Origin of the sequence: Noviherbaspirillum sedimenti, assembly GCF_003590835.1 — a bacterium.
In the GTDB taxonomy this organism is placed as follows: domain Bacteria; phylum Pseudomonadota; class Gammaproteobacteria; order Burkholderiales; family Burkholderiaceae_D; genus Paucimonas; species Paucimonas sedimenti.
Genome location: NZ_QYUQ01000002.1, coordinates 1,471,879 through 1,492,413, shown reverse-complemented (window position 1 = coordinate 1,492,413; position 20,535 = coordinate 1,471,879). Strand labels below are relative to the sequence as shown.

Here is a 20,535-nt window from a genome sequence, read left to right as displayed (position 1 = left end):
TTAAACATGCGCGTAAACTGCGCGCATGCCTTCCCGCCCCACTTCGCTCCCCGATGATATTGACGCCCTGAAGGCATTAGTGCTGCAGAGTCGCGGCGAAATGCAGCAACTGCGCGACACCGTCAGTACGCTGGAGCAGGCACTCAATGTCCGCACGCTAGAAATCGAACAGCTCAAGCTCCAACTAGCCAAACTCAAGCGCATGCAGTTCGGTCGCAAATCCGAGAAGTTGGATCGCAAGATCGAACAGCTGGAAACGCGATTGGAGGATCTCATTGCCGAGGACGGCGCCAGCGAGCAAAAAGCGACGTCGATGGCGTCCAATGTGCGCAAGGTCCCGCGCCAGCCGCTGCCTGAGCATCTGCCACGGGAAGATCGTGTCATCGAACCGCCCGACCAGGCGTGTTCCGAGTGCGGCGGCAAACTCAAGCCCCTGGGCGAGGATGTATCCGAGCAGCTGGAAATCATCGACTCGGCCTTCAAGGTAATTCGTCACATACGGCGCAAGAAGGCATGTGCCTGCTGCGATCATATTGTGCAGGCGCCGGCGCCGAGCCGGCCCATTGAACGCGGCATCGCCGGGCCAGGGCTGCTGGCGCAAATACTCGTTTCAAAGTTCGCTGACCACCAGCCGCTCTACCGCCAGTCCGCCATTTACGCACGTGATGGCGTCGAGCTTGACCGTTCGACCATGGCACGCTGGGTCGGTGCATGCGGGGCGCTGATGCGGCCGCTGGTCGATGCACTTCAGCAGTACGTTCTTCAACCCGGGAAGGTGCATTCTGACGACACGCCGATGCCCGTACTCGCGCCAGGCAATGGTCAAACCAAGACAGCCCGCCTGTGGGTCTACGTACGCGACGATCGCCGCGCCGGTTCAGCGGCAGCACCAGCCGCGTGGTTTGCCTACACGCCGAACCGCCAGGGCCAGCATCCGCAGTCGCACCTTGCCCATTTCAGCGGCGTCCTTCAGGCGGACGCATTCCCGGGCTACGATAAGGTCTTTGCTGACGGTCGCGTACGAGAGGCGGCGTGCATGGCCCACGCGCGCCGCAATATCCACGATCTGCATGTACGCAAGGCGACCGTGACGACGACCGAGGCGCTACGTCGGATCGGCGAACTGTATGTAATCGAGGAGCAGATTCGTGGCCAGCTACCGGATCATCGGAAGCGGATACGGCAGGCGCAAGCGCGTCCCTTGCTCGATGACTTTGAAGCCTGGCTGCGTATGCGCCTGCTCACGCTGTCGACGCAATCGGACACCACAAAGGCCATCAACTACATGCTTAATCAGTGGCCAGCGCTGGTGTACTACTGTGACGACGGCACCGTCGAGATCGACAACAACATCGCCGAGAATGCGTTGAGGACGTGCTGCCTGGGCCGTAAGAACTTCCTGTTCCTGGGTGCCGACAGCGGTGGCGAGCGCGCCGCCACGATGTACTCGTTGATCGTCAGCGCCAAACTCAACGGCATCGACCCGCAGGCCTACCTGCGCCACGTGCTGACGCACATTGCCGACTACCCGGTCAACCGGGTGAGCGATTTGTTGCCATGGAATGTGGCTGATAAACTCGCGCTTTTACAAGCTTAGGCCGACCTTGCAAGGGAGGTTGCGGCAATTCCCTTCAACCTGGACCACCCATGGCAAAGCTGCCCCAAATCATTACCCTTCGCGTTGAACTCGAAGACATCACACCGGCAATCTGGCGCCGCATCGAGGTCGATGACGACATCACACTGCGCGGCCTGCATCACATCATCCAGGCCGCCTTCGGCTGGACCAGCTCTCACCTGCATGAGTTCGTCATTGAAGAGCGCATCTACGCAATGCTGGATAATGAGAACGTGCTTGATTCGATCGAAGATCTAGAGCAGGTGGCATTCGATAATCGCAAGGCGAAGCTGCAACGACTGACCTATCCAGGACAAATGTTCGTCTATCAATATGACTTCGGCGACAGTTGGATGCATAAGATTACGGTTGAAAAAATCGAATCGTGCGCACACAAAATGGGATGCGGCAATATCATTGACGGGCAACGCGCCTGTCCGCCAGAAGACGTCGGCGGCGTTGCCGGTTACGAAGAATTCCTGACCGCGATTCAGCAAGCACCCGCTAGCCAGCAAGCGCAAGACTATCTGAGGTGGATTGGCGGATTCTTCGACCCTGAAGCATTTGATCGGCGCGCTGCGAATAGCACGTTGTTACGCATGGGATGGAATGGCTGGGGTAAAAAATAGCGGGTTACGTCAAGACGGTGCTGGCGCCACGCTTACGTATCTGTCCATAAGCAAGAGGGCTTATGAAAGCCGTAAGTAAAGTTGAATAACCACACAGATTTATCTGGCCTGGCTGCCCGGATCCGTATGATGAATGAGACCATGTGGCGGCCGTTGGGTGCTTACAACTCAGAATAGTGCCTGCATTGGGAATAGGCAGATTGAGCCGGCCTTCGTCGGTAGCGCGTAGAGTAAGAGACAGAACGTAATCGGGGCAATAGCCCCGTCCGAACGTCGACTTACTTTGCCTTCGAGCAGGTAATCATGCTCCCAGTTCTCGAATGTGCGCAAGGCGCGCTGAACTCAGGAGATCTGGCATGCCGCCGCATTGTCCAAGCCTAAAACATGAATGGCTCTTCCGAGGCCAATCCAAGCCGCAAGACAGAACGATAAGTCGACGAGCTCATTATCAGTGAAGATTGCTTTGGCCCGTCTCCAGAAATCTTCGTTGTAAGCAAGTTCGTTTGGCTCAAGTCCCATCAGTTCTGCATATTCGATCGCAATGCGCTCGCGCTCACTGAAAAGATCCGTGTTTTGCCAATTCGACACACTTTGGTAAAACATTTCATCAGGCGCAGGCCCATTCTGGACGACGCTCGCATGGCTCTCTGCGCCTAGCGACTCCAGATAACCTGGAACATCACGCGCAGATCGCCATGCTTTGCACAACACGCATCCGTTAATTTGTGCAGTACGAGTGCGCGCAGCTTCAAATTCACGCAACGACAATGATGACCTCGAATAGGTTTCCTTTGAGAAGTTGATGCCCGCGCGAACAATATCTTCAGCATGTGTTGACATCACATAAGCTACGGGATTCGACGCATGCCGTTCTGGTATATGTACTCGCATTGCTATGTCTCCTTTTGAAACAGTGATTTGCAAGTTGGCCTTGGTTCCCAATGTAATGGTGGAATAGGCGCCCTCAGTTTTAGGAGGCTTAACAATAGCAAAGTCATCTACGCAATATCTTGACAGCGGACGTCAAGAACGAGACATAGGATGACATTTTTTAAAGTTGTCATCGGCAAGGTAAAACCAGGCGGGCATCGAAGAAACGATAGCCATCTAATTCGTGAGCAAGCCATCCCGGTACGACATCACGGGGGCAATGTTGCTGCTGTTCCATCACACTCTCCTGACTACCATCTTTTGGTCAGGCTAGGACGCTACTATGGCAATATCAGAATTTATGGGTAATTGAAAGCCGGCGAATCCATCTTGATGGCTAACGGCGATCTTGCGAGAATGATGATTACTACCGAAGCGTCAAGGATCCGCGGCATGGCCTGCGCCAGCGTATGCGGGACATAGCGCACACGCGTGTGCGCTATGGTTATCGGCGCATTCACGCCTTGCTCAAGCGCGAAGGTTGGCAACTTGGGAAGAACCAGGCATACCGCCTGTATTGCGAAGAACAGCTGCAGTTGCGTTCCAAACTACCCAAGCGCCGCAAAATGGTGGTCTCGCGCGGGATCAAGATCAAGCCAACTCGTCCCAACGAAGCCTGGAGCATGGATTTCGTGGTTGACCTCCGGTTTTCATGTTCCTCCCTTTCGCAATTGACGGGGGGAGCTGGAAAACCAGCGATAGCAGCTTCGGGTCAGAACCGAAGTTTCGCTGTACCCTAGTTTTTCCGCGATCCGGGTTAGTGACACCGAAGTGTCAGTCAGATTGCGCAGCGCGATCTCACGTCGCGTCGCATCGACCAATTCTTCAAAACTCGTCCCTTCTTCTTTCAATCGGCGCTGGAATGTCCGTGGGTGCATGGCCAGCATGTCTGCGACATTGATCTGTGTACAGCGTCCTGTCGCCAATAGTCGGCCCAGGATGATGCGAACCTGGGTGGCGAGAAGCACCGAGGGAGAAGGAAATTTCGTGTCGATAAAGCTACACGCCATCTCGTAGATTTGCGGGTTCCTGTTGGCGATTGGTTTTTGAAGATCGTCTTTTCCAAATAAGAGTGCATTAGCTGGCATTCCGAATTTTACCGGCACTCCGAAAAAAAGGCGGTAGACATTCAGCGGGGCGAGAGGGGAATGCGAAAACCAAACCTCTTGTGGTTGCACTTTATCACGCGATAATGACTTGACGCCAAGATGAGTTAGACCGAGCGCATGTTCGACGGTCTGGCGCTGGCGCGGAACGCCGTCGAGCAGAATATCGAATACGATGCTGCTTTGACCTTCGCCAAAATCGCGCCCCACACTTATATGCACCGCTGGGCTGTAAACCTGAAGATTTTTTGCGCAATAGTCGTACGCATCTGCAAGCGTTTTGGAATTTCGCATAGCGATTTCAAGCGGCCCCAGGACCGTAATTCCATCGCCTGAATACCCGGCAAGCTTCAGCCCGAAATCGGGGCAGTTGAGTTCGTCAGAAGCACGTTCGAGAAGGGAGATTACAGCCCGGTACGAAATGACGGCGTTGGACTCTTGAAGTATCGAAGGAGTGATGTGCTCTTTGTGGAGCAAAAGATCCGGGGTGCCTCCCAGATCACTAACCGCTCTGGGGAACGTGTCACGCAGGGCTTCCACGCGGACGACCGCAGCTTTGTAGCTTTTGCGATTGTCGTTTTCAACATCTGAAACCGGGGAACTGATAAGGCTTTCCAATTGCAGTCTCCAATTATTTTGGCGCTTATTCTAGCGCATATATATCTGCGGAAAATCGACTTTTTCCTGGCCGGAGGATTTATAACTTGGCCAGTTCCGGGCATCTTGCGCAGTGCCCTTCGAATCCTGCAGTTGCAAGCTCACTATAGGCCCAAATGAGCATCGATTCAATTGCAAATGAGCATCGACTCAATAACTAATCGTATCAATTCCATTCCTGTGATCGTGGCGGAATAATTTTATGCCAACCTTGGTTTCATGGAAGGAATTGCTCTCCAATCCGTACAACAAAACGTATTTTCTTTGTTGCGTGGGATTAAGATTTTTTTCGAAAATAAATAGCTACGCTTGGTACCAATCGTTAATCATTCAACAGCAATAAAGCCGTGGAGAGACGCGATGCGAAAATATGGGCCGTCGTTTCTGTACAGTTTCTCAGCCGATGTGGAGCACTGTCTAGCACAGTGCATTGGCAAGGACCTTGATGAAGTATGGCAGATTATCGGACGTGGCGAGAAAAATTATTATGCCACGATTGGAGGGGCAAAAGAATGATCATGTCTACTCAACAAATCCTGATGCCTATCTGCGAAGTTCTCGAGCAGCATGCATTGCCTGAGCTGCAGGCAGCGAACTGGACGGCGTGGCGTCCTGTATCCGATCCATTTCATTGAGTGTTTTTAACCACCGGTGTCGCCAGATGGCGCACACCTGTCGTACAGAATCAAGACTGCGGATATTGGCAAACCTTATTCTTCGCATCGTGTGATCAATTGTCGATGGTACTTGCCGCTAAATTTTGGGAATGTGGAGGAAAACTTTGGCTGAGAAAAGAGATTTAATTGAAATGTTCCGGAAGATGGCGTTGCTGAAGATGAACGACGAAAAACTGCGTTCAACAATCAAGTCTGGCCGGTTAAGCATGCCGTACTACTCATCGCGTGGACAGGAAGTGATACCAGCAGCAGTTTCCGTTTGCCTGCGCAAGGAGGATTATATTTGCACGATCTACCGTGGCATACATGACTCCCTCGCCAAAGGGGCTCCCTTGAAACAGGTTTGGGCGGAACTGGCCGGACGCATCGACGGCACGTGCAAAGGCAAAGGCGGCCCGATGCACATTACCCATCCCGCCAGCGGCGTGATGATTACAACCGGCATCGTGGGCTCGACCATGCCTATCGCCAATGGTCTGGCATGGGCTTCCCAATTGTCCGGAGACGGTCGTGTCACCATAGCCTACTTCGGTGATGGCGCGAGCAACATCGGGGCATTCCATGAGGCGCTGAATCTGGCCTCCCTCTGGAAACTTCCGGTTGTCTTCGTTTGCTCCAACAATGGTTATGCGGAACATACCAAATATTCCTCCGGTACCGCGATTGATCGGATATCGAAGCGTGCCGAAAGCTATTCGATGCCCGGGGTAACCGTCGATGGTAATGACCCTCTTCTCATGCATGCTGCCGCGCGCGAGGCAATTGAGCGAGCTAGGGAGGGAGGTGGGCCGACCCTGATCGAGGCCATTACATTCAGATTCTATGGTCATGTGTTCGGCGATGACGACTCCTATATGAGCCCAGGCGAGCGAGCGGCTCACATGGAGAAGGATCCCTATCCCATCTATCGCAACTGGCTGTTAGCCAACAATCACGCGACGGAAAATGAACTTGCTGCAATCGAAACCGGCATCGCTGCAGAGCTCGAAGAGGCGCTGCAATTTGCCCTTGCGAGTCCTTATCCGGACGCGGCGGAAATTTACCGGGATGTATTTCAGCATGAAGTGGAGGCAGCATGAGCTCTGAAAAATTGAATATGCTGGAGGCGATCAATCTTGCGCTGCATGACGCCATGGAAGCCGATCCCAAGGTGCTGCTGCTCGGTGAAGATGTCGCTGATGAGGAGGGCGGTGGGGTGATCGGCGTTACCAAAGGGCTTGCCAACAAATTTGGGGCTCAACGTGTCCGGTCTACGCCAATTGCCGAGCAGGCGATTATGGGTGCCGCAATCGGTGCATCGATGGTCGGCTACAAGCCGGTTCCCGAGATTATGCTGATGAACTTCACGACCGTTGCGATGGACATGATCGTGAACCATGCAGCAAAGCTTCGTTTCATGTCCGGTGGACAAACCAATGTGCCGATCACGATACGAACCATGACTGGAGCCGGGATGGGCAACGGCGGACAGCACAGCGATTTTCTGGAAGCCTGGTTTGCACATACGGCGGGCTTGAAAGTCGTCATTCCTTCGACTCCGGCAGACGCTTACGGCTTGCTGCTCTCGTGCATCGAAGACCCTGACCCCTGCATTTTTGTCGAAACCTTGCCCATGTATTGGACCAAGGGCGATGCGCCGGAACGGGGCCGCCGCATCCCGCTTGGACAAGCGAATGTGGTGCGCGCCGGCAAGGATGTGACTGTCATCACCTATGGCAGGCAGGTTCATGATGCAATGGCGGTTGCCAGGAAGCTGGAAAGTGAGGGCGTGTCGGTGGAGGTGCTGGATCTGCGCACTGTCGCGCCACTTGACACAGCTGCGATCCTGCGGTCGGTATCGAAAACCCGCAGCGCAATCGTCCTGCATGAGGCGACGAAAAAATTTGGGCCTGGCGCTGAAATCTCATCGATCATTCATGAAGCCTTGTTTAGCGAACTAAAGGCGCCTGTTAAGCGAATCGGCAGCAAATTTTCGCCGGTCCCGTTCTCCAAGCACCTCGAAGAGGCCTTCTTGCCTGGCAAAGCGGAATTGGAAGCGGCAATCAGGGAGCTTGCGTCAAAGTGAAACTCAAAGGACTGCGCCTTATGCAATACACATCAGGAGGTACAAAATGACCGCTGAGAGGAAAGGGTTTCCTATTGGTGACGTGCGTGACGATTTCGTGCCGAAGGAAGCATATTACAGCCCGGACTTCGCTCGCCTGGAAGAGGAGCGTCTCTGGCCCTATGTCTGGCAGATCGCGTGCCGGCTGGAAGAAATCCCAAAGATTGGCGATTTCCTGACCTACGATATTGTGGATGACTCCATCATCGTCGTGCGCACTGGCGAGAGCGAAATAAAGGCCTATCACAATGTCTGCGCGCATCGTGGGCGTCGCCTGACTGAAGGGACTGGCCGAGCAGAGAAATTCACCTGCAAGTTTCATGGCTGGCAATACGATCTTGGGGGTAAAAACATCAGGGTGATCGATCGCGATGACTGGGGCGCGTGCCTTAAGGAAGGAGATGCTAACCTCAAGGAAATCAAGGCGGATACCTGGGGCGGATTTGTCTTCATTAACATGGACCCGCAAAGCCAGTCGCTTGCAGAATTTCTTCATCCGGTCGATGACTATTGTGCCAAGTTCGAGTTTGAAAAACTTCGTTATCGCTGGTACAAAACCGTCATCATGCCGGCGAACTGGAAAACGGTGCTTGGTTTCTTTAACGAGTTTTACCACGTGCAGCAGGCACATCGCCAGTTGCTGGAATTCACTAACGATTATTCGAAAAGTGCTGGTTTTGGCCGCCACGGTTCAGTCTGGTATGACGCTAATGGCGCCATTCCGTTCAAGCGTTCGCCGCGTCTACCGCCGAAAGAGGAGCCGCCGCTTCGTGAGCATATTCTTGAATTTGTCAACCAATTCAATCGCGACCTGAAAGCGATGGTCACTGAACGCAATTACAACGCGACGCAGCGCTTGCGGGAGGAAGTGACCAATACGGATCCGCCCGGCGAGGTGCTCAACAAGTGGGTGCAGGTTCAGGTCGAGGCCGCCGTGGCGGACGGATCCGGGTGGCCTGCTGAACTGACTGCCGACTATATCGAGCGCTCAGGCCTGGACTGGCACGTGTTTCCGAATACGATTTATCTGCATGGTTCGATCGATGGAGTGCTGTGGTATCGCGTGCGCCCCAATGGCCATGACCCCGAAAGCTGCATTTTCGATGTCTGGTCTCTGCAGCGTTACGGCCCAGGCCAGGAGCCGCCGTTGAAGCGCGAGTTCTATGAGAACTGGCGCGATGCCGAATGGCCCCTGATTTACAAGCAGGATTTTGTCAATATTCCCGAGGTTCAAAAGGGGATGAAGTCGCGCGGATTTGCTGGCGAGCGGACCAATCCTGTCCAGGAGCGCACCATCAGCAATTTCCACCGTGAGCTGCGCCGGTTCCTGCTTGATCCTTACGACCACCCCGAGGTGCCTGACCGTCCCTGAATGCGTAGTGGAGAGTGCTGCAATCTGGATTTGGCGCATACAAAATATTCTGGAGATTCAATGTTGTACGACCGATACGAATTATTGAAATTCGAACGCCGAGGGAAGATATTGACCGTTACCATGGACAATCCTCCCGTGAACGCGGCAAGCTTTCAGCTGCATGATGAACTGTCCCATATTTTCTACGATATTGCGCGGGATCCCGATTGCCATGTCGTTATCTTGACCGGCGCAGGGCGTGCCTTTTCCGCAGGTGGAGACTTCCACGGCATGTTGAAGTCCATAGAAGATACAAAGGTCAGGGCGGAGTCGATGCGCCGGGCCCCGCATATCGTGCATTCGCTGCTTGGGCTGGACAAACCGGTGATTGCGCGCGTGAACGGCCATGCGATGGGGTTGGGAGCAACCCTCGCGCTTCTTTGCGATGTCGTTATCGCGGCTGATACCGCCAAGATTGCCGATTCGCACGTCAATGTCGGATTATCAGCCGGTGATGGCGGCTCTCTGCTCTGGCCGCAACTGATCGGTTTTGCCCGCGCCCGGCATCACCTGCTTACCGGGGAACCGATAGGTGCTGTGGAGGCCGCCGCGATCGGCCTGATCTACAAGGCAGTGCCGGCGGATATGCTGGACGCCGAGGTCGATGCTTATGCCGAAAAGCTGGCGAGCGGGGCGACTGAAGCGATCAGAGCGACCAAACAATCCATCAATATGGTATTGCGCCGTCAGGCCGAAGCGGCCATAGAAGCCCATATCGGCCTTGAAAACCTCACCATGTCCTCGGACCATCATAAGGATGCCGTACTCGCATTGATGGAGAAACGCGCTCCGGTATTCAAGGCTGATTGATACGGAATCATGAATAAAATCTATGAGAGTGCGAAATCCGCTTTGGCGGACACGCTGTTCGATGGCATGACGATCGCCGCTGGGGGCTTTGGCTTATGCGGCATACCGGAAAACCTGATCAGCGCAATTCGTGACAGCAGAGTAAAAAATCTGACCGTAATTTCCAACAATGCGGGCGTGAACGACTTTGGTCTAGGCTTATTGCTGCAGACTGGCCAGATCAAAAAAATGATCAGCTCTTATGTCGGCGAAAACAAGGAATTCGAGCGTCAGTATCTCTCCGGGGAGATTGAACTGGAATTCAATCCGCAGGGAACGCTTGCCGAGCGTATTCGCGCAGGCGGATCTGGCATACCGGGATTTTATACCCGCACCGGGGTCGGGACCATCGTCGCGGAAGGAAAGGAACACAAATACTTCAATGGCATCGAGTACATCCTCGAGACCGCCTTAACGGCGGATCTGGCTATCGTCAAGGCTTGGGAGGCTGATACGCGAGGAAATCTGATTTACAGGAAAACCGCGCGCAATTTTAATCCTCTGGTTGCCATGGCCGGCAAGATCACCATCGTTGAGGTCGAAGAGATTGTCGAGGCGGGCACAATCGACCCTGACCATATTCATACTCCCGGCATTTATGTCGATCGCTTGTTTCGTGGATCGAATTATGAAAAACGCATAGAGCAGATTACTACTCGCAAAGGGGGCGCGTAATGGCTTGGACTCGCGAGCAAATGGCGGCCCGAGCCGCCAGAGAGCTGAAGGATGGATTTTATGTCAACCTCGGTATCGGCATGCCGACGCTGGTTGCGAACCATGTCGCCCCGGACATAGATGTCACTTTCCAGTCTGAAAATGGAATGCTGGGCATCGGTCCATTTCCCTTTCCTGACCAAGTTGACCCCGATCTGATCAATGCTGGTAAACAAACAGTTACCGAGTTGCCGGGTACCGCCTTTGTCAATTCAGCAGAGAGCTTTGGCATGGTCCGCGGCGGCCACATGGATCTGTCGATCCTGGGGTCGATGCAAGTCGCTGAAAACGGTGATATTGCCAACTGGATGATTCCGGGAAAAGTGGTCAAGGGCATGGGCGGCGCGATGGATCTGGTGGCAGGGGTAAAACGCATTATCGTCTTGATGGAGCACGTTTCCAAAGATGGCGAAATGAAATTCATCGAACGCTGTTCGCTCCCTTTGACCGGCGCAAATTCTGTTGACATGATCATCACCGATCTTGCAGTTTTCCGGCGGGATGATCGGATCGGTGCGCCATTCAAACTCATTGAACTGGCGCCGGGCGTTAGCGCTTTGGAGGTGAGGGAGAAGACAGGCGCCAGGTATGTGGAATCGAACCGAGCAACGCAGGAATAAAAAGCTTGGGCCTGTCATGGCGCATATCTGAATTGGGTGAATGGAGACTGAAAAAATGATGAATGCAAGTGAAAAAAAAGCTTACGTCAAGGCAATTGCCCTGTGTATCGTTGCAAACAGGAGCTAGAGATGAATACGATGGTTACGTTGAAGCGGGTTTTCGAGCCGATCCAGATCGGAAATGTCGTCGTGCCAAACCGGGTGGTACGCACCGCGCACGACACCGGTTTTGCCGTACCGGATATCGGTGAGGATTTCATTGCCTACCACGTGGCTCGGGCCAAGGGGGGCTGCGGACTGACCATTCTGGAAGGAGCTAGTGTCCATTCGTCCAGCCGATTGCATCTTGCCTTGTTCAATGATGCCATCGTTCCTGGATTTCGCCAGTTGATGGATGCGGTGCGTCCATATGGAATGCGCGTGTTTCAGCAATTGTGGCATGGCGGAAACCTGTATCCTGCGTTTGACGGCGGTCCGCCGTTTGCGGTATCGGATGTTCCGGGGTACTGGGGTTTGGTGGGCCGTGTCATGTCGCTGGCCGACATCGAGGAAGTGAAGCAGGCTTTCGTCCAGGCGGCCATAAAGTGCAAGGAAGGCGGTCTGGATGGCGTGGAAGTGCACGCCTGCCACGGCTATCTGTTCCACCAGTTTCTTGCACCTTGCTATAACAACCGGGTAGACCGCTATGGCGGCAGCTTTGAAAATCGGAGCCGGTTTTTGTTCGAAACGATGCGCGAGATCAGGGCTGCGGTCGGAGCCGATTTTGCCGTCGGTGTGCGACTGGGTGCTAGCCAGGCGCCAGGCGGCATTACCGAGGACGAAAATAAGCTCATATTGAAACAGCTGGAGGCAGAAGGCCTGATCGATTTCGTAGACGTATCCAGGGGGGATTATTACCGCATGGATACGATGGTGGGAACGATGCAGAATCCGGTCGGCTATGAATTGCCTTCGACGGCGGACATTGCATCGGTTTCCAGGCTCCCACGCATCGTTACCGGGCGCTTCCGCACGCTGGAAGAGGTGGAACAGGTTCTTCGTGAGGGGAGTGCGGACCTGGTATCGATGGTCAGAGCGCAGATCGCAGACCCCGACCTGGTGCGCAAGACACGGGAAGGACGCGCTGACGAAGTCCGGCCGTGCATCGCATGCAACCAGGGTTGCATTGGCGGTCTATTCAGGGTGGGCCGGATGGGGTGTGCTGTCAATCCGGCAGTCGGCGCGGAAGTTAGCCAAGCGGAAGATTTGCTGCAAAGGGTGAGCAATCCGAAGACGGTATTGGTGGTCGGTGGTGGGCCGGCGGGCATGGAGGCGGCACGCATCGCGGCCATCAGGGGCCATCATGTGACGCTTGCCGAGGCGCAGCCTGTTCTGGGCGGTACCGTAAATATCGCCAAACTGGCACCTACCTTGCGTACCTTGGGTGACATCACCTACTGGCTGGAGCAAGAGATTTACCGGTTGGGAGTGAACATCAAGCTGTCAACTTATATGTCCGCGGATGATATATTGGCCGCTGCGCCTGATGTCGTCATCATTGCGACTGGATCGGTCCCAAGGATGGATGGCTTCCAGTTGGCCAATCCAAATGCGCCGATCAAAGGGGCCGACCGGAAGCACGTTATTTCATCGCATGACCTCTTGCTTGGAGCGCGAAGCGTACAGCGCGGTTCAACTGCGCTCGTGTTTGATACCGTCGGGCACTACGAGGCGATCGCAGCCGTGGAGCAGCTTCTCAGCTTGGGTGCCAGCGTAACCTACGTGACTCATGCCGTCAGCATGACCCCCTACGTACAGACTACTTGGCGCGATGTGCCGGCGCTGGAGCGGTTTTATGCCCTAGGCCAGTTCGAAGCTTTGCTGCGCCATCATCTTGTCGACATTGGCAGCGACCAATGCATTGTTCGGCCATGGCAGGCGCCGGATGGGCTGACGCGGACGGTTGCGGCCGACACCGTGGTGCTGGTTACCCAGAACCAGCCGTTGCGTGAACTATACGATATCCTTCGAAGTGAAGGGCGGGAAATTTTCCTGGTCGGCGATGCCTTGGCGCCGCGCGACGTCCAGGTGGCGATAGCCGAAGGACACAGAATTGCCCGTTCTATTGCCTGACGATTTCTCGACCGAGATAATCAGATATTAACAAGGAAAGTTCCAGTCTCCAGGAAAAAGGAATACAAATGATTTTATTGGTTGGTGCCACTGGCGAGACAAGTCGCCGCATTATTCAGTACGCGTTGCAGCAGGATGTGGAGTTACGACTGGCGGTTCGAAATATCGATACAGCGAGACGGAGGCTGGCCGGGCTCGGAGCGGACTTCGAGATGTGCCGGGTCGATGCGAGCGACATGGGTTCGGTTGTTTCCGCCCTGGGCCCTGGCGATGTACTGCTTAACGCGGCCACACCGTCCGGTGCATTGGGGCATGGCCTGGCGCGCGCCGCCATCATGGCGGGTGCGCACTACATGGACTTCAGCGGGGAGGTGCGTGACACTTTGCGCATGCTGCGGGAGCTGGATGAGCCTGCACGCGAGCGCGGCGTTACTTTATGCCCTGGCGCAGGCTACTCAGGGGCGACTGGAGATTTCGCGGTCCGGCTCGCGTTAAAAAAAATGCCTGACGCGACAGCGGGAGTCACCGGTTACTTCGCAGGTGGCTTTACGCCAAGTTACGGGACCCTTCTTTCGGAAATGGAGATACTGAGCCACCCTGGTGTTGTGGTCGAACATGGCGAACTGGTGGAACGAGAAACACTCGGCTCCATCCACAAAATAGGGGGCAGGACGCTAGTCGAGCGGCCGCTGGCGGACCCCATTCTTGTATCGCGCTACATGCGGTTCGAGAGCTTTCGTTCTGGCATCGATGTTCCCGCCGAGGCAGCGGAGCAAACCGCGGAAATGTTTACCTCGGCGGCTTCTGGGCTGAAGGACGAAAAAGGGCGCTTGGCGTATCTTGAAAAAATCGGCTCGGCAGCAGGTCAGGCGGTGGAAGAAGAGCCAGCATTTGTGGGATTCGTCACCGCTTACTTGTCGCGAGGGGATGAGTCGACACAGGCTGCGATAACGTCGTGGCCGATCTATGAACAGACCGCACGCATGGCGCTTCTGATTTCTCGTGAGTTGGACGATGGCGGCAGGCCAACCGGATTCCAGGCGCCGTCGAGTGTCGTCAACTCAATCGAGGGTGCGTGTGCCCAATTGGGTGTGACGCCGCTTTAGTTCCGGTTTCAGGCTTTGCCCCGTTATTCCGACCACGGAGCATTAAAAGCCGTTAACAATGTTTGCTCCTTGATTTTGAATCGGGGGCAGACATGAATCCTGGCATGATCCTGGTGCAACGGCTGAGAGGCATTGACGATCCACGCGTGACAGGCCGCTTTGATCACGCGCTTGCCGATATTCTGGTGATCGCGTTGTGCGCAATCATGGCCGGGGCCGAGGGATGGGACGACATTGAAGCCCTTCCCACTTTGAGACACTCGACAAGGGGCATGGCCGTGTCGAGACGCGGCACTGTGTGGCGTTGCCCGTGCCCGGCCTATATTCCAGAGATCAAACGCTGGCCCGGCATCAAGAGGTCAGTATGCCGCCTCGAAGAGCCGCGGATTAGGTTTGGGAGCTGCGGCCAGATCAGCAACCCTCCCAGCTCCTATCCATCACTGACTCCTTTTCTTCAACAGTGAAGACACGATTACTATGTCGATCAAAGATCTTCTTCTCATCTTCAACGAACAACCGGTGTATTTCACCGCTACCGATTGACTCCATCGTTGACTCGAAATCCTCGCGAGAGTCCCACCAAATCTCCATTACAACGTCGAAATCGAGTTCTTCTACCTGCCGTGTAATAGGATTTGGCTCTGGGCACACATAGCGTCGGAAGTAACGCCGCGCCAAGGGCATATACTTTTCACCAAGCTTGGAATGGACATTCTCATAATAGTCCTTGAACTCCTCCATCGTCATTCCGGGACGACGCTTCAAAAGTACGATCTGTTTAAGCACGGCGATTCTCCATTCATGTCTTTTGTGTTACCGCATAGAGGCGGCGCAAACATCGCGCGCGGTGTACTCACTTCTTCAACATTGGCGGAACGATAGTAACCAATTCACCTGTGGACGTATTACCATTGGGCGACAGAATGTGTATCAGGCGCGACATCACATATAACGTGATATTTACGGATGATCTCGAATAAATCCGCAACTTGCAGCGGGACGGCATCCCGTCGCGCCATGAAGGTCAAGGGATTGCCGCAGTCTTCCGGCGGCGCCCGCCGTCGACCGTTAATGCAGCAGGGATAGGTGCGTTTATCTTCCCGCGCCAAGCGCGCTTCAACGCGGACTTCGTGTTGCCAGTAGTTACCGAGGTCATACTCGTAGATGAAGCGCTCGTTATTGCGGAATTTTAAATCGCACAATCGAACCTGATCGGCATTGCTCGAAAAGCTGATGCCACTTCTCTCCCGGCGGCCCTCGCAAGAAACCCGCGTTAGTCGTATGGAGAGGTGATTTTGTCATTGAGCATCAATACGGGCCCGTCGGGCTCAACTAAAGTGTCTCAAAACGGTGATGTGGCGCGCATCGCGCAGGCGAAGTCGGTGTACCTGTACCTGTAACTGTAGGGAATACATAGCTGCCGGGCCATGAAGTTGCGTGAACAGATTTATAAGGGATTGAATGGGTGAAACGGCGAACGGTCAGATATGAGATGTCCGCCCAGGTCGGATTTCGCCTGTTAGCGATGAGCGCGCTGTCTCGGGGCAACTGTCCCGTCCAGCAGGTTTGAGGCCGTCGACGCATTGCGTTTCGAGCTTGCATGCCAACCGGTCGCAAGCGTGCGTTGGAGTAGTTATCCATCCCCCGAGCATCTCGGCGGACGTGGATTTTAGACTGATGATTGCGGTCGTTGCTTTGCGAGGCCGCATCTCAGGGGTATGGTGCAGGTCATCTTCGCGGGTGACCATCGTCTGTCATAGAAAGAAGGTGAGAGTTGAATGAATACTGAGTTCTTGTTCGAGGAAATTGTGATCGGCAGCCTCAAGCTGTCAAATCGCATCGTGATGTCACCGATGACGCGTGCCTTTTCCCCAGGGGGCGTGCCAGGCGTGGATGTGGCTGGCTATTACGGGCGGCGCGCCGAAGGCGGCGTGGGACTAATCGTTACCGAGGGTACCTGGGTGCCACATCCGGGCGCATCAAATGAGGAAAATGTGCCCGACTTCCACGGTCCCGCGTTGGAAGGGTGGAGCAAGGTGGTGAAGGAGGTCCATGCTAAAGGCGGCAAAATCATTCCTCAATTGTGGCATGCGGGACTGTTCACCCGCTCGAAAATCGAGGGTGTCTATGAGTCTGCGGGTTCCGTCACCGATGTCCAAGTTGGACCGTCCGGTATGGTAGGTGCCATAGGGACTGCCCCGGTCAAACTAACGCGCGAAATGACACAAGCCGATATCGATGCGGTGATCGAGGCTTTTGCCCAAGCTGCACGCAGCGCCTTCGATCTAGGCTTCGACGGCGTTGGCTTCCACGGCGGCCATGGCTATCTGTTCGACCAATTTTTCTGGGACAAGACGAATTTGCGCCAGGATCGCTATGGTGGCGATCTCGTGAAACGCACCTGCTTTGCCACGGAGGTGCTCAAGGAGTGCCGCACCCGGACATCTGCCGACTATCCGTTGATGTTCCGCTTGTCACAATGGAAACTGCACGACTATGGTGCAACGCTCGTCAATTCACCGCAGGAACTGGAGCAGTTTCTGACGCCTCTTGTCGATGCCGGCGTGGATATTTTCGACTGCTCGCAGAGGCGCTTCTGGGAGCCGGCGTTTGAGGGAAGTGATCTCAATCTCGCAGGATGGGTCAAGAAGATCACCGGCAAGCCAACCATGACCGTAGGTTCAGTTGGGCTAGACGTGGAACTAATGGCAACGCTGATGGGCGAAACCAGTCAGCCTGCCAGCCTCGACAAACTGTTGGCAATGTTCGAGCGTGGCGACTTTGATCTGATCGGGGTCGGCCGCGCGATTCTGGCCGATCCCAGCTGGGTGGAGAAAGTTCGTCGCGGCGCACACAACGAACTGCAGCCTTTCAACCCGGCCGCTCTGGCATCTCTATCCTAAATCTTTTGCGTGCGACACGCACGCTCGTGTCCGTGAGCCGCGTGTTATGAGGCATCGACTAGAGGGTTGTCGCCCGGAGCTTCGGTTCTGGTCGCCATGCCCTCAGCAGGCGGCCCCCTTGTGGGTCGCACCCTTGTAAAAGTAGGGGTGGTTTCGGCCACTTCCTTGATGAAGCGAACCTCGGTGCTGTAGCGAGGAAGAGGGCTACCCTCCAACCAAAATAATTTGGAATACCATGATGAACATTGCCGATAAGCTCTATGCAATAGAACAGATCCGCTTACTAAAAGCACGATACTTTCGTTTCGTTGATACCAAGCAATGGGACTCGTTGCGCGCCATCTTTACAGACGACGCTACGGTATTTTTTGCGGAGGCCTTCGATGCGCCACGACCGATCGACGAGGGGATGACCTTCATCAAGGATGTTCTGCAAACCCCGGTCAGCATCCACAGCGGTTTTATGCCCGAGATCGAGATCGTCGATGCCAACCATGCCAAGGCAATTTGGGCAATGACTGACCAGATTTACTGGTTGGGTAGCGAAGGCAATCCGTTCGGCATTTCGCAGATGACCGGTGCGGGCCATTATCACGAGACCTATCGACGCGAGAATGACGTATGGAAGATCGAGACGCTGAAGCTTACGCGACTGCGGCGTCTGACCATTCCGCTGCCGTCCGCCAACTAAGTGGCAACGGCAAGAAAACTAGATAATCGAGAGGAGCGAAAATGGCTGACGAAATTGCAGGAAAAATAGCGATCGTGACGGGTGGTTCTCGCAATATCGGACGCGCGATCGCAGACCGTTTCCTAGCCGAGGGGGCGACTGTCATCATTACCTGTCGCACGCGCAGCGAGGGGGAGGCAGCGACCGCTGATATGGTGAAAAATGGCGGTAAGGCGTTTTATATCCGCCAAGACATCACGTCGGGGGAAGATTGGCAACATTTGACCGAGCAGGTGATGCGGGATCATGGACGCATCGACATATTGGTCTGTTGTGCAGGATATTCGACCAGCGAGTCAGTGTTGGAAGGAAGCCTGAAAACCCTTCGGACGACGCTCGATACCAATTTGCGCAGCTGCTTCCTTGCCCTAAAATATGTCAGCCCACCAATGCGCCAGGCTGGCAAGGGCTCAATCGTCTTCATTACTTCGACCTCGAGCAAGGTGGGCTACGAGAATTACTCCGCCTATTGCGCAAGCAAAGGCGGGGAGCGTGTGCTTGCCAAGTCGGCAGCGCTTGAACTGGCCAAAGACGGCGTACGCGTCAATAGCCTAGGGCCTGGCATCTGCAAGACCACGATGAGCGCTGAAATCGATCCGGCGCTCGATGAGCGCATCCCAATCAAGCGTCGCGCGGAGGCGAGTGAAATCGCCGGTGGCGTCCTTTTTCTCGCCTCCGACCGATCCAGCTTCGTGACCGGCGCAGAACTGTTCATCGACGGCGGCATGGTCGCGATATAAAAAAGAGGAGAGAATCATGGGAAAACTTAATGGTAAGGTCGCCATTGTCACCGGTGCGACGCAGGGCATTGGCAAGGCGACGGCGAAACTTTTCGCCGCCGAGGGCTCGACTGTCGTCGTCGCCGGCATCGTTGATTCAGACGGCGAGGCTGTAGTCGCCGAGATAAAGCGGGATGGCGGCAAGGCGCTTTATCATCATCTGGATGTGACTCGGGAAGAGGCTTGGAACGACCTCGCAGATCGGCTGCGCGCCGAGACCGGCGGCTTCGACATAGTGGTGAATAATGCTGGTATTCATGTGTGGAAACCAATTGAAGACACGACAGAGTCAGACTGGGATCTAATGCAGCGCGTGAATGTTGAAGGCACATGGCTTGGTATCCGCTGCGCCTTTCGGGAAATGGCACGGGCCGGACGCGGTGGCTCGGTGGTGAATGTCTCGTCGCTCCGTGGAATTCTGGGATCGCCCAACATGACAGGTTATTGCGCTACAAAGGGCGCAGTCACCACAATGACGAAGGCGGCTGCACTCGAAGGTGCTGCGTTTAAACCACCCATTAGGGTTAACAGCATTCACCCCGGCGCATCCATGACCAATTTGATTACAGGCTTGGATAATCACGAAGAGATAGCCAAGGCATTTGCGACGCAAATCCCACTTGGACGGGTGTCACAACCGGCGGAAATCGCGGAGGCAATTTTGTTCTTTGCGTCCGACGACGCCATTTATGCCGTGGGCGCCGAATTGATCGTTGACGGAGGTATGGGGGCAGGTTGATACGGGCCCCGGAAGTTGCATGTCAGCTTCGATCGTGCATAACCGGGAAGATATTGAATTGAGGAGACAGTATATGGCGGGATTGTTCGAAGGAAAAGTTGTGACCGTGACCGGCGCTGGCGGGGCAATTGGTCGTGCCGGTGCGCTTGCTTTTGCGGCGGAAGGCGCCATGATTGCGCTCTCCGACCTGAATTCGCAGAGCGTCGAGGAAACAGCCCACTTGGTCGAAAGCCAAGGCGGCCAGGTGATCGCGATCGCCGGGGATATTTCGCTCGATGCTGACGTGCAGCGGTTCCTTGACGCGACGGTGGCGAAATTCGGCGGGATTGATTGCGCTTTTAACAATGCAGGAATTACGCATCCGGACGACCACAAGTGGGAAGAGTCGGTGTTCCGCCGCACACTCGAGATCAATCTTATCAGCCAGATGTTGTGTATGAAATATCAGATTCCGCAGATGCTTAAGCGTGGTAAGGGGGCAATATGCAACACGTCATCGACCCAAGGACTGATCGGCACCATGGATCCGCCACTTCCTGCCTACACTGCGAGCAAGCACGCCGTGATTGGGCTAATGAAGAGTACCGCGCTGGAATATGCGAACCGCAACATCCGTGTGAATGCCATTTGCCCAGGGGTCACACGCAGCGCCATGGTGGATCAGGTGATGGCGATGAGCGAGGCGATTCGCCGGCGATTGGAAAATTATGCGCCGATGGGACGGCTATGTGAACCCGAAGAGATCGCTCAAGGGGCGGTCTGGCTATGCTCGGACAAGGCCAGTTTTGTAACGGGTCATGCGCTCGTCGTCGATGGTGGGTTTGTCGCGCAATAATGCGCTGGCTGTA

The 20,535-nt window shown here is 54.9% G+C and carries 20 protein-coding genes and 1 pseudogene; 17 read left to right on the top strand and 4 right to left on the bottom strand.

The window, feature by feature from the left end:
* Nucleotides 1–25: 25 nt before the first annotated feature.
* Together tnpC and D3878_RS06940 are read left to right on the top strand one after the other, a co-directional pair.
* The gene (gene tnpC, locus D3878_RS06945; protein WP_119784801.1) at nucleotides 26–1,597 is read left to right on the top strand and encodes an IS66 family transposase; all 1,572 of its coding nucleotides are present in this window, start codon (nucleotides 26–28) and stop codon (nucleotides 1,595–1,597) included.
* Between the two features lie 50 nt (nucleotides 1,598–1,647).
* The gene (locus D3878_RS06940) at nucleotides 1,648–2,247 is read left to right on the top strand and encodes a plasmid pRiA4b ORF-3 family protein (RefSeq protein ID WP_119784800.1); all 600 of its coding nucleotides are present in this window, start codon (nucleotides 1,648–1,650) and stop codon (nucleotides 2,245–2,247) included.
* 342 nt (nucleotides 2,248–2,589) lie between these two features.
* On the opposite strand, the gene D3878_RS06935 is transcribed toward D3878_RS06940, so the two are convergent.
* Nucleotides 2,590–3,138 (bottom strand): carboxymuconolactone decarboxylase family protein, encoded by a 549-nt coding sequence (locus D3878_RS06935; RefSeq protein WP_119784799.1) that lies wholly within the window; start codon nucleotides 3,136–3,138, stop codon nucleotides 2,590–2,592.
* 383 nt (nucleotides 3,139–3,521) lie between these two features.
* Between D3878_RS06935 and D3878_RS06930 the strand changes: the two are divergent.
* Nucleotides 3,522–3,854: pseudogene (locus tag D3878_RS06930) on the top strand (IS3 family transposase); the annotation flags it as partial.
* On the opposite strand, the gene D3878_RS06925 reads toward D3878_RS06930, so the two are convergent.
* Nucleotides 3,828–4,823, bottom strand: coding sequence for an AraC family transcriptional regulator (locus D3878_RS06925; RefSeq protein ID WP_420799574.1), 996 nt, complete (start codon nucleotides 4,821–4,823; stop codon nucleotides 3,828–3,830). The pseudogene D3878_RS06930 and the gene D3878_RS06925 sit on opposite strands and share 27 nt — an antisense overlap.
* A gap of 898 nt (nucleotides 4,824–5,721) precedes the next feature.
* Here D3878_RS06925 and D3878_RS06920 point away from each other — a divergent pair.
* The 9 genes from D3878_RS06920 to D3878_RS24785 all read left to right on the top strand — a co-directional run bounded on the left by D3878_RS06920 (nucleotide 5,722) and on the right by D3878_RS24785 (nucleotide 15,000).
* The gene (locus tag D3878_RS06920; RefSeq protein WP_233556259.1) at nucleotides 5,722–6,696 is read left to right on the top strand and encodes a thiamine pyrophosphate-dependent dehydrogenase E1 component subunit alpha; all 975 of its coding nucleotides are present in this window, start codon (nucleotides 5,722–5,724) and stop codon (nucleotides 6,694–6,696) included.
* Nucleotides 6,693–7,682: an alpha-ketoacid dehydrogenase subunit beta gene (locus D3878_RS06915; RefSeq protein WP_119784796.1), complete on the top strand. Its 990-nt coding sequence runs from the start codon at nucleotides 6,693–6,695 to the stop codon at nucleotides 7,680–7,682. The genes D3878_RS06920 and D3878_RS06915 overlap by 4 nt, the downstream gene beginning before the upstream one ends.
* A 46-nt stretch (nucleotides 7,683–7,728) precedes the next feature.
* Entirely contained in the window at nucleotides 7,729–9,093 is a 1,365-nt protein-coding gene (locus D3878_RS06910; protein ID WP_119784795.1) for an aromatic ring-hydroxylating oxygenase subunit alpha, read from the top strand.
* 60 nt (nucleotides 9,094–9,153) lie between these two features.
* On the top strand, nucleotides 9,154–9,945 hold the full coding sequence (locus D3878_RS06905; RefSeq protein WP_119784794.1) for an enoyl-CoA hydratase/isomerase family protein: 792 nt from the start codon (nucleotides 9,154–9,156) through the stop codon (nucleotides 9,943–9,945).
* A 9-nt stretch (nucleotides 9,946–9,954) separates the two neighbouring features.
* Nucleotides 9,955–10,659, top strand: coding sequence for a CoA transferase subunit A (locus tag D3878_RS06900; RefSeq protein ID WP_119784793.1), 705 nt, complete (start codon nucleotides 9,955–9,957; stop codon nucleotides 10,657–10,659).
* The gene (locus D3878_RS06895) at nucleotides 10,659–11,318 is read left to right on the top strand and encodes a 3-oxoacid CoA-transferase subunit B (RefSeq protein ID WP_119784792.1); all 660 of its coding nucleotides are present in this window, start codon (nucleotides 10,659–10,661) and stop codon (nucleotides 11,316–11,318) included. The genes D3878_RS06900 and D3878_RS06895 overlap by 1 nt, the downstream gene beginning before the upstream one ends.
* A gap of 129 nt (nucleotides 11,319–11,447) precedes the next feature.
* Nucleotides 11,448–13,430: an oxidoreductase gene (locus tag D3878_RS06890; RefSeq protein WP_233556258.1), complete on the top strand. Its 1,983-nt coding sequence runs from the start codon at nucleotides 11,448–11,450 to the stop codon at nucleotides 13,428–13,430.
* A 68-nt stretch (nucleotides 13,431–13,498) separates the two neighbouring features.
* Entirely contained in the window at nucleotides 13,499–14,536 is a 1,038-nt protein-coding gene (locus tag D3878_RS06885) for a saccharopine dehydrogenase NADP-binding domain-containing protein (RefSeq protein WP_119784791.1), read from the top strand.
* Between the two features lie 92 nt (nucleotides 14,537–14,628).
* On the top strand, nucleotides 14,629–15,000 hold the full coding sequence (locus tag D3878_RS24785) for a transposase family protein (protein WP_119784790.1): 372 nt from the start codon (nucleotides 14,629–14,631) through the stop codon (nucleotides 14,998–15,000).
* Here D3878_RS24785 and D3878_RS06875 read toward each other — a convergent pair.
* Nucleotides 14,948–15,322, bottom strand: a complete 375-nt coding sequence (locus D3878_RS06875) for an EthD domain-containing protein (RefSeq protein WP_119784789.1) — start codon at nucleotides 15,320–15,322, stop codon at nucleotides 14,948–14,950. The genes D3878_RS24785 and D3878_RS06875 overlap by 53 nt on opposite strands.
* A 119-nt stretch (nucleotides 15,323–15,441) precedes the next feature.
* Nucleotides 15,442–15,771 carry a plasmid pRiA4b ORF-3 family protein gene (locus D3878_RS06870; protein WP_274381938.1) on the bottom strand — a complete coding sequence of 110 codons (330 nt, stop codon included), beginning with the start codon at nucleotides 15,769–15,771 and terminating at the stop codon, nucleotides 15,442–15,444.
* A 543-nt stretch (nucleotides 15,772–16,314) separates the two neighbouring features.
* On the opposite strand from D3878_RS06870, the gene D3878_RS06865 reads away from it, so the two are divergent.
* From D3878_RS06865 to D3878_RS06845, 5 genes are all read left to right on the top strand, one after another.
* On the top strand, nucleotides 16,315–17,439 hold the full coding sequence (locus tag D3878_RS06865) for an NADH:flavin oxidoreductase (protein ID WP_119784787.1): 1,125 nt from the start codon (nucleotides 16,315–16,317) through the stop codon (nucleotides 17,437–17,439).
* 235 nt (nucleotides 17,440–17,674) lie between these two features.
* On the top strand, nucleotides 17,675–18,130 hold the full coding sequence (locus tag D3878_RS06860) for a nuclear transport factor 2 family protein (protein WP_199688104.1): 456 nt from the start codon (nucleotides 17,675–17,677) through the stop codon (nucleotides 18,128–18,130).
* 41 nt (nucleotides 18,131–18,171) lie between these two features.
* Nucleotides 18,172–18,909: an SDR family NAD(P)-dependent oxidoreductase gene (locus D3878_RS06855; RefSeq protein WP_119784785.1), complete on the top strand. Its 738-nt coding sequence runs from the start codon at nucleotides 18,172–18,174 to the stop codon at nucleotides 18,907–18,909.
* 16 nt (nucleotides 18,910–18,925) lie between these two features.
* A complete protein-coding gene (locus D3878_RS06850) occupies nucleotides 18,926–19,687 on the top strand; it encodes an SDR family NAD(P)-dependent oxidoreductase (protein WP_119784784.1) in 762 nt (253 codons plus the stop codon).
* 19 nt (nucleotides 19,688–19,706) lie between these two features.
* Complete coding sequence (locus D3878_RS06845; RefSeq protein WP_233556257.1) at nucleotides 19,707–20,522, top strand: SDR family NAD(P)-dependent oxidoreductase; 816 nt, start codon at nucleotides 19,707–19,709, stop codon at nucleotides 20,520–20,522.
* The last annotated feature ends 13 nt before the right edge of the window (nucleotides 20,523–20,535 follow it).

Bases quoted from the DNA above. Each gene is read 5' to 3' on its own strand.
- D3878_RS06905 (WP_119784794.1), top strand. From the start codon at position 9,154: ATGTTGTACGACCGATACGAATTATTGAAATTCGAACGCCGAGGGAAG.
- D3878_RS06895 (WP_119784792.1), top strand. From the start codon at position 10,659: ATGGCTTGGACTCGCGAGCAAATGGCGGCCCGAGCCGCCAGAGAGCTG.
- D3878_RS06855 (WP_119784785.1), top strand. From the start codon at position 18,172: ATGGCTGACGAAATTGCAGGAAAAATAGCGATCGTGACGGGTGGTTCT.
- D3878_RS06850 (WP_119784784.1), top strand. From the start codon at position 18,926: ATGGGAAAACTTAATGGTAAGGTCGCCATTGTCACCGGTGCGACGCAG.
- D3878_RS06890 (WP_233556258.1), top strand. From the start codon at position 11,448: ATGAATACGATGGTTACGTTGAAGCGGGTTTTCGAGCCGATCCAGATC.
- D3878_RS06845 (WP_233556257.1), top strand. From the start codon at position 19,707: ATGTCAGCTTCGATCGTGCATAACCGGGAAGATATTGAATTGAGGAGA.
- D3878_RS06860 (WP_199688104.1), top strand. From the start codon at position 17,675: ATGATGAACATTGCCGATAAGCTCTATGCAATAGAACAGATCCGCTTA.
- D3878_RS06940 (WP_119784800.1), top strand. From the start codon at position 1,648: ATGGCAAAGCTGCCCCAAATCATTACCCTTCGCGTTGAACTCGAAGAC.
- D3878_RS06900 (WP_119784793.1), top strand. From the start codon at position 9,955: ATGAATAAAATCTATGAGAGTGCGAAATCCGCTTTGGCGGACACGCTG.
- D3878_RS06910 (WP_119784795.1), top strand. From the start codon at position 7,729: ATGACCGCTGAGAGGAAAGGGTTTCCTATTGGTGACGTGCGTGACGAT.
- D3878_RS06915 (WP_119784796.1), top strand. From the start codon at position 6,693: ATGAGCTCTGAAAAATTGAATATGCTGGAGGCGATCAATCTTGCGCTG.
- tnpC (WP_119784801.1), top strand. From the start codon at position 26: ATGCCTTCCCGCCCCACTTCGCTCCCCGATGATATTGACGCCCTGAAG.
- D3878_RS06865 (WP_119784787.1), top strand. From the start codon at position 16,315: ATGAATACTGAGTTCTTGTTCGAGGAAATTGTGATCGGCAGCCTCAAG.
- D3878_RS06885 (WP_119784791.1), top strand. From the start codon at position 13,499: ATGATTTTATTGGTTGGTGCCACTGGCGAGACAAGTCGCCGCATTATT.
- D3878_RS06935 (WP_119784799.1), bottom strand. From the start codon at position 3,138: ATGCGAGTACATATACCAGAACGGCATGCGTCGAATCCCGTAGCTTAT.
- D3878_RS24785 (WP_119784790.1), top strand. From the start codon at position 14,629: ATGAATCCTGGCATGATCCTGGTGCAACGGCTGAGAGGCATTGACGAT.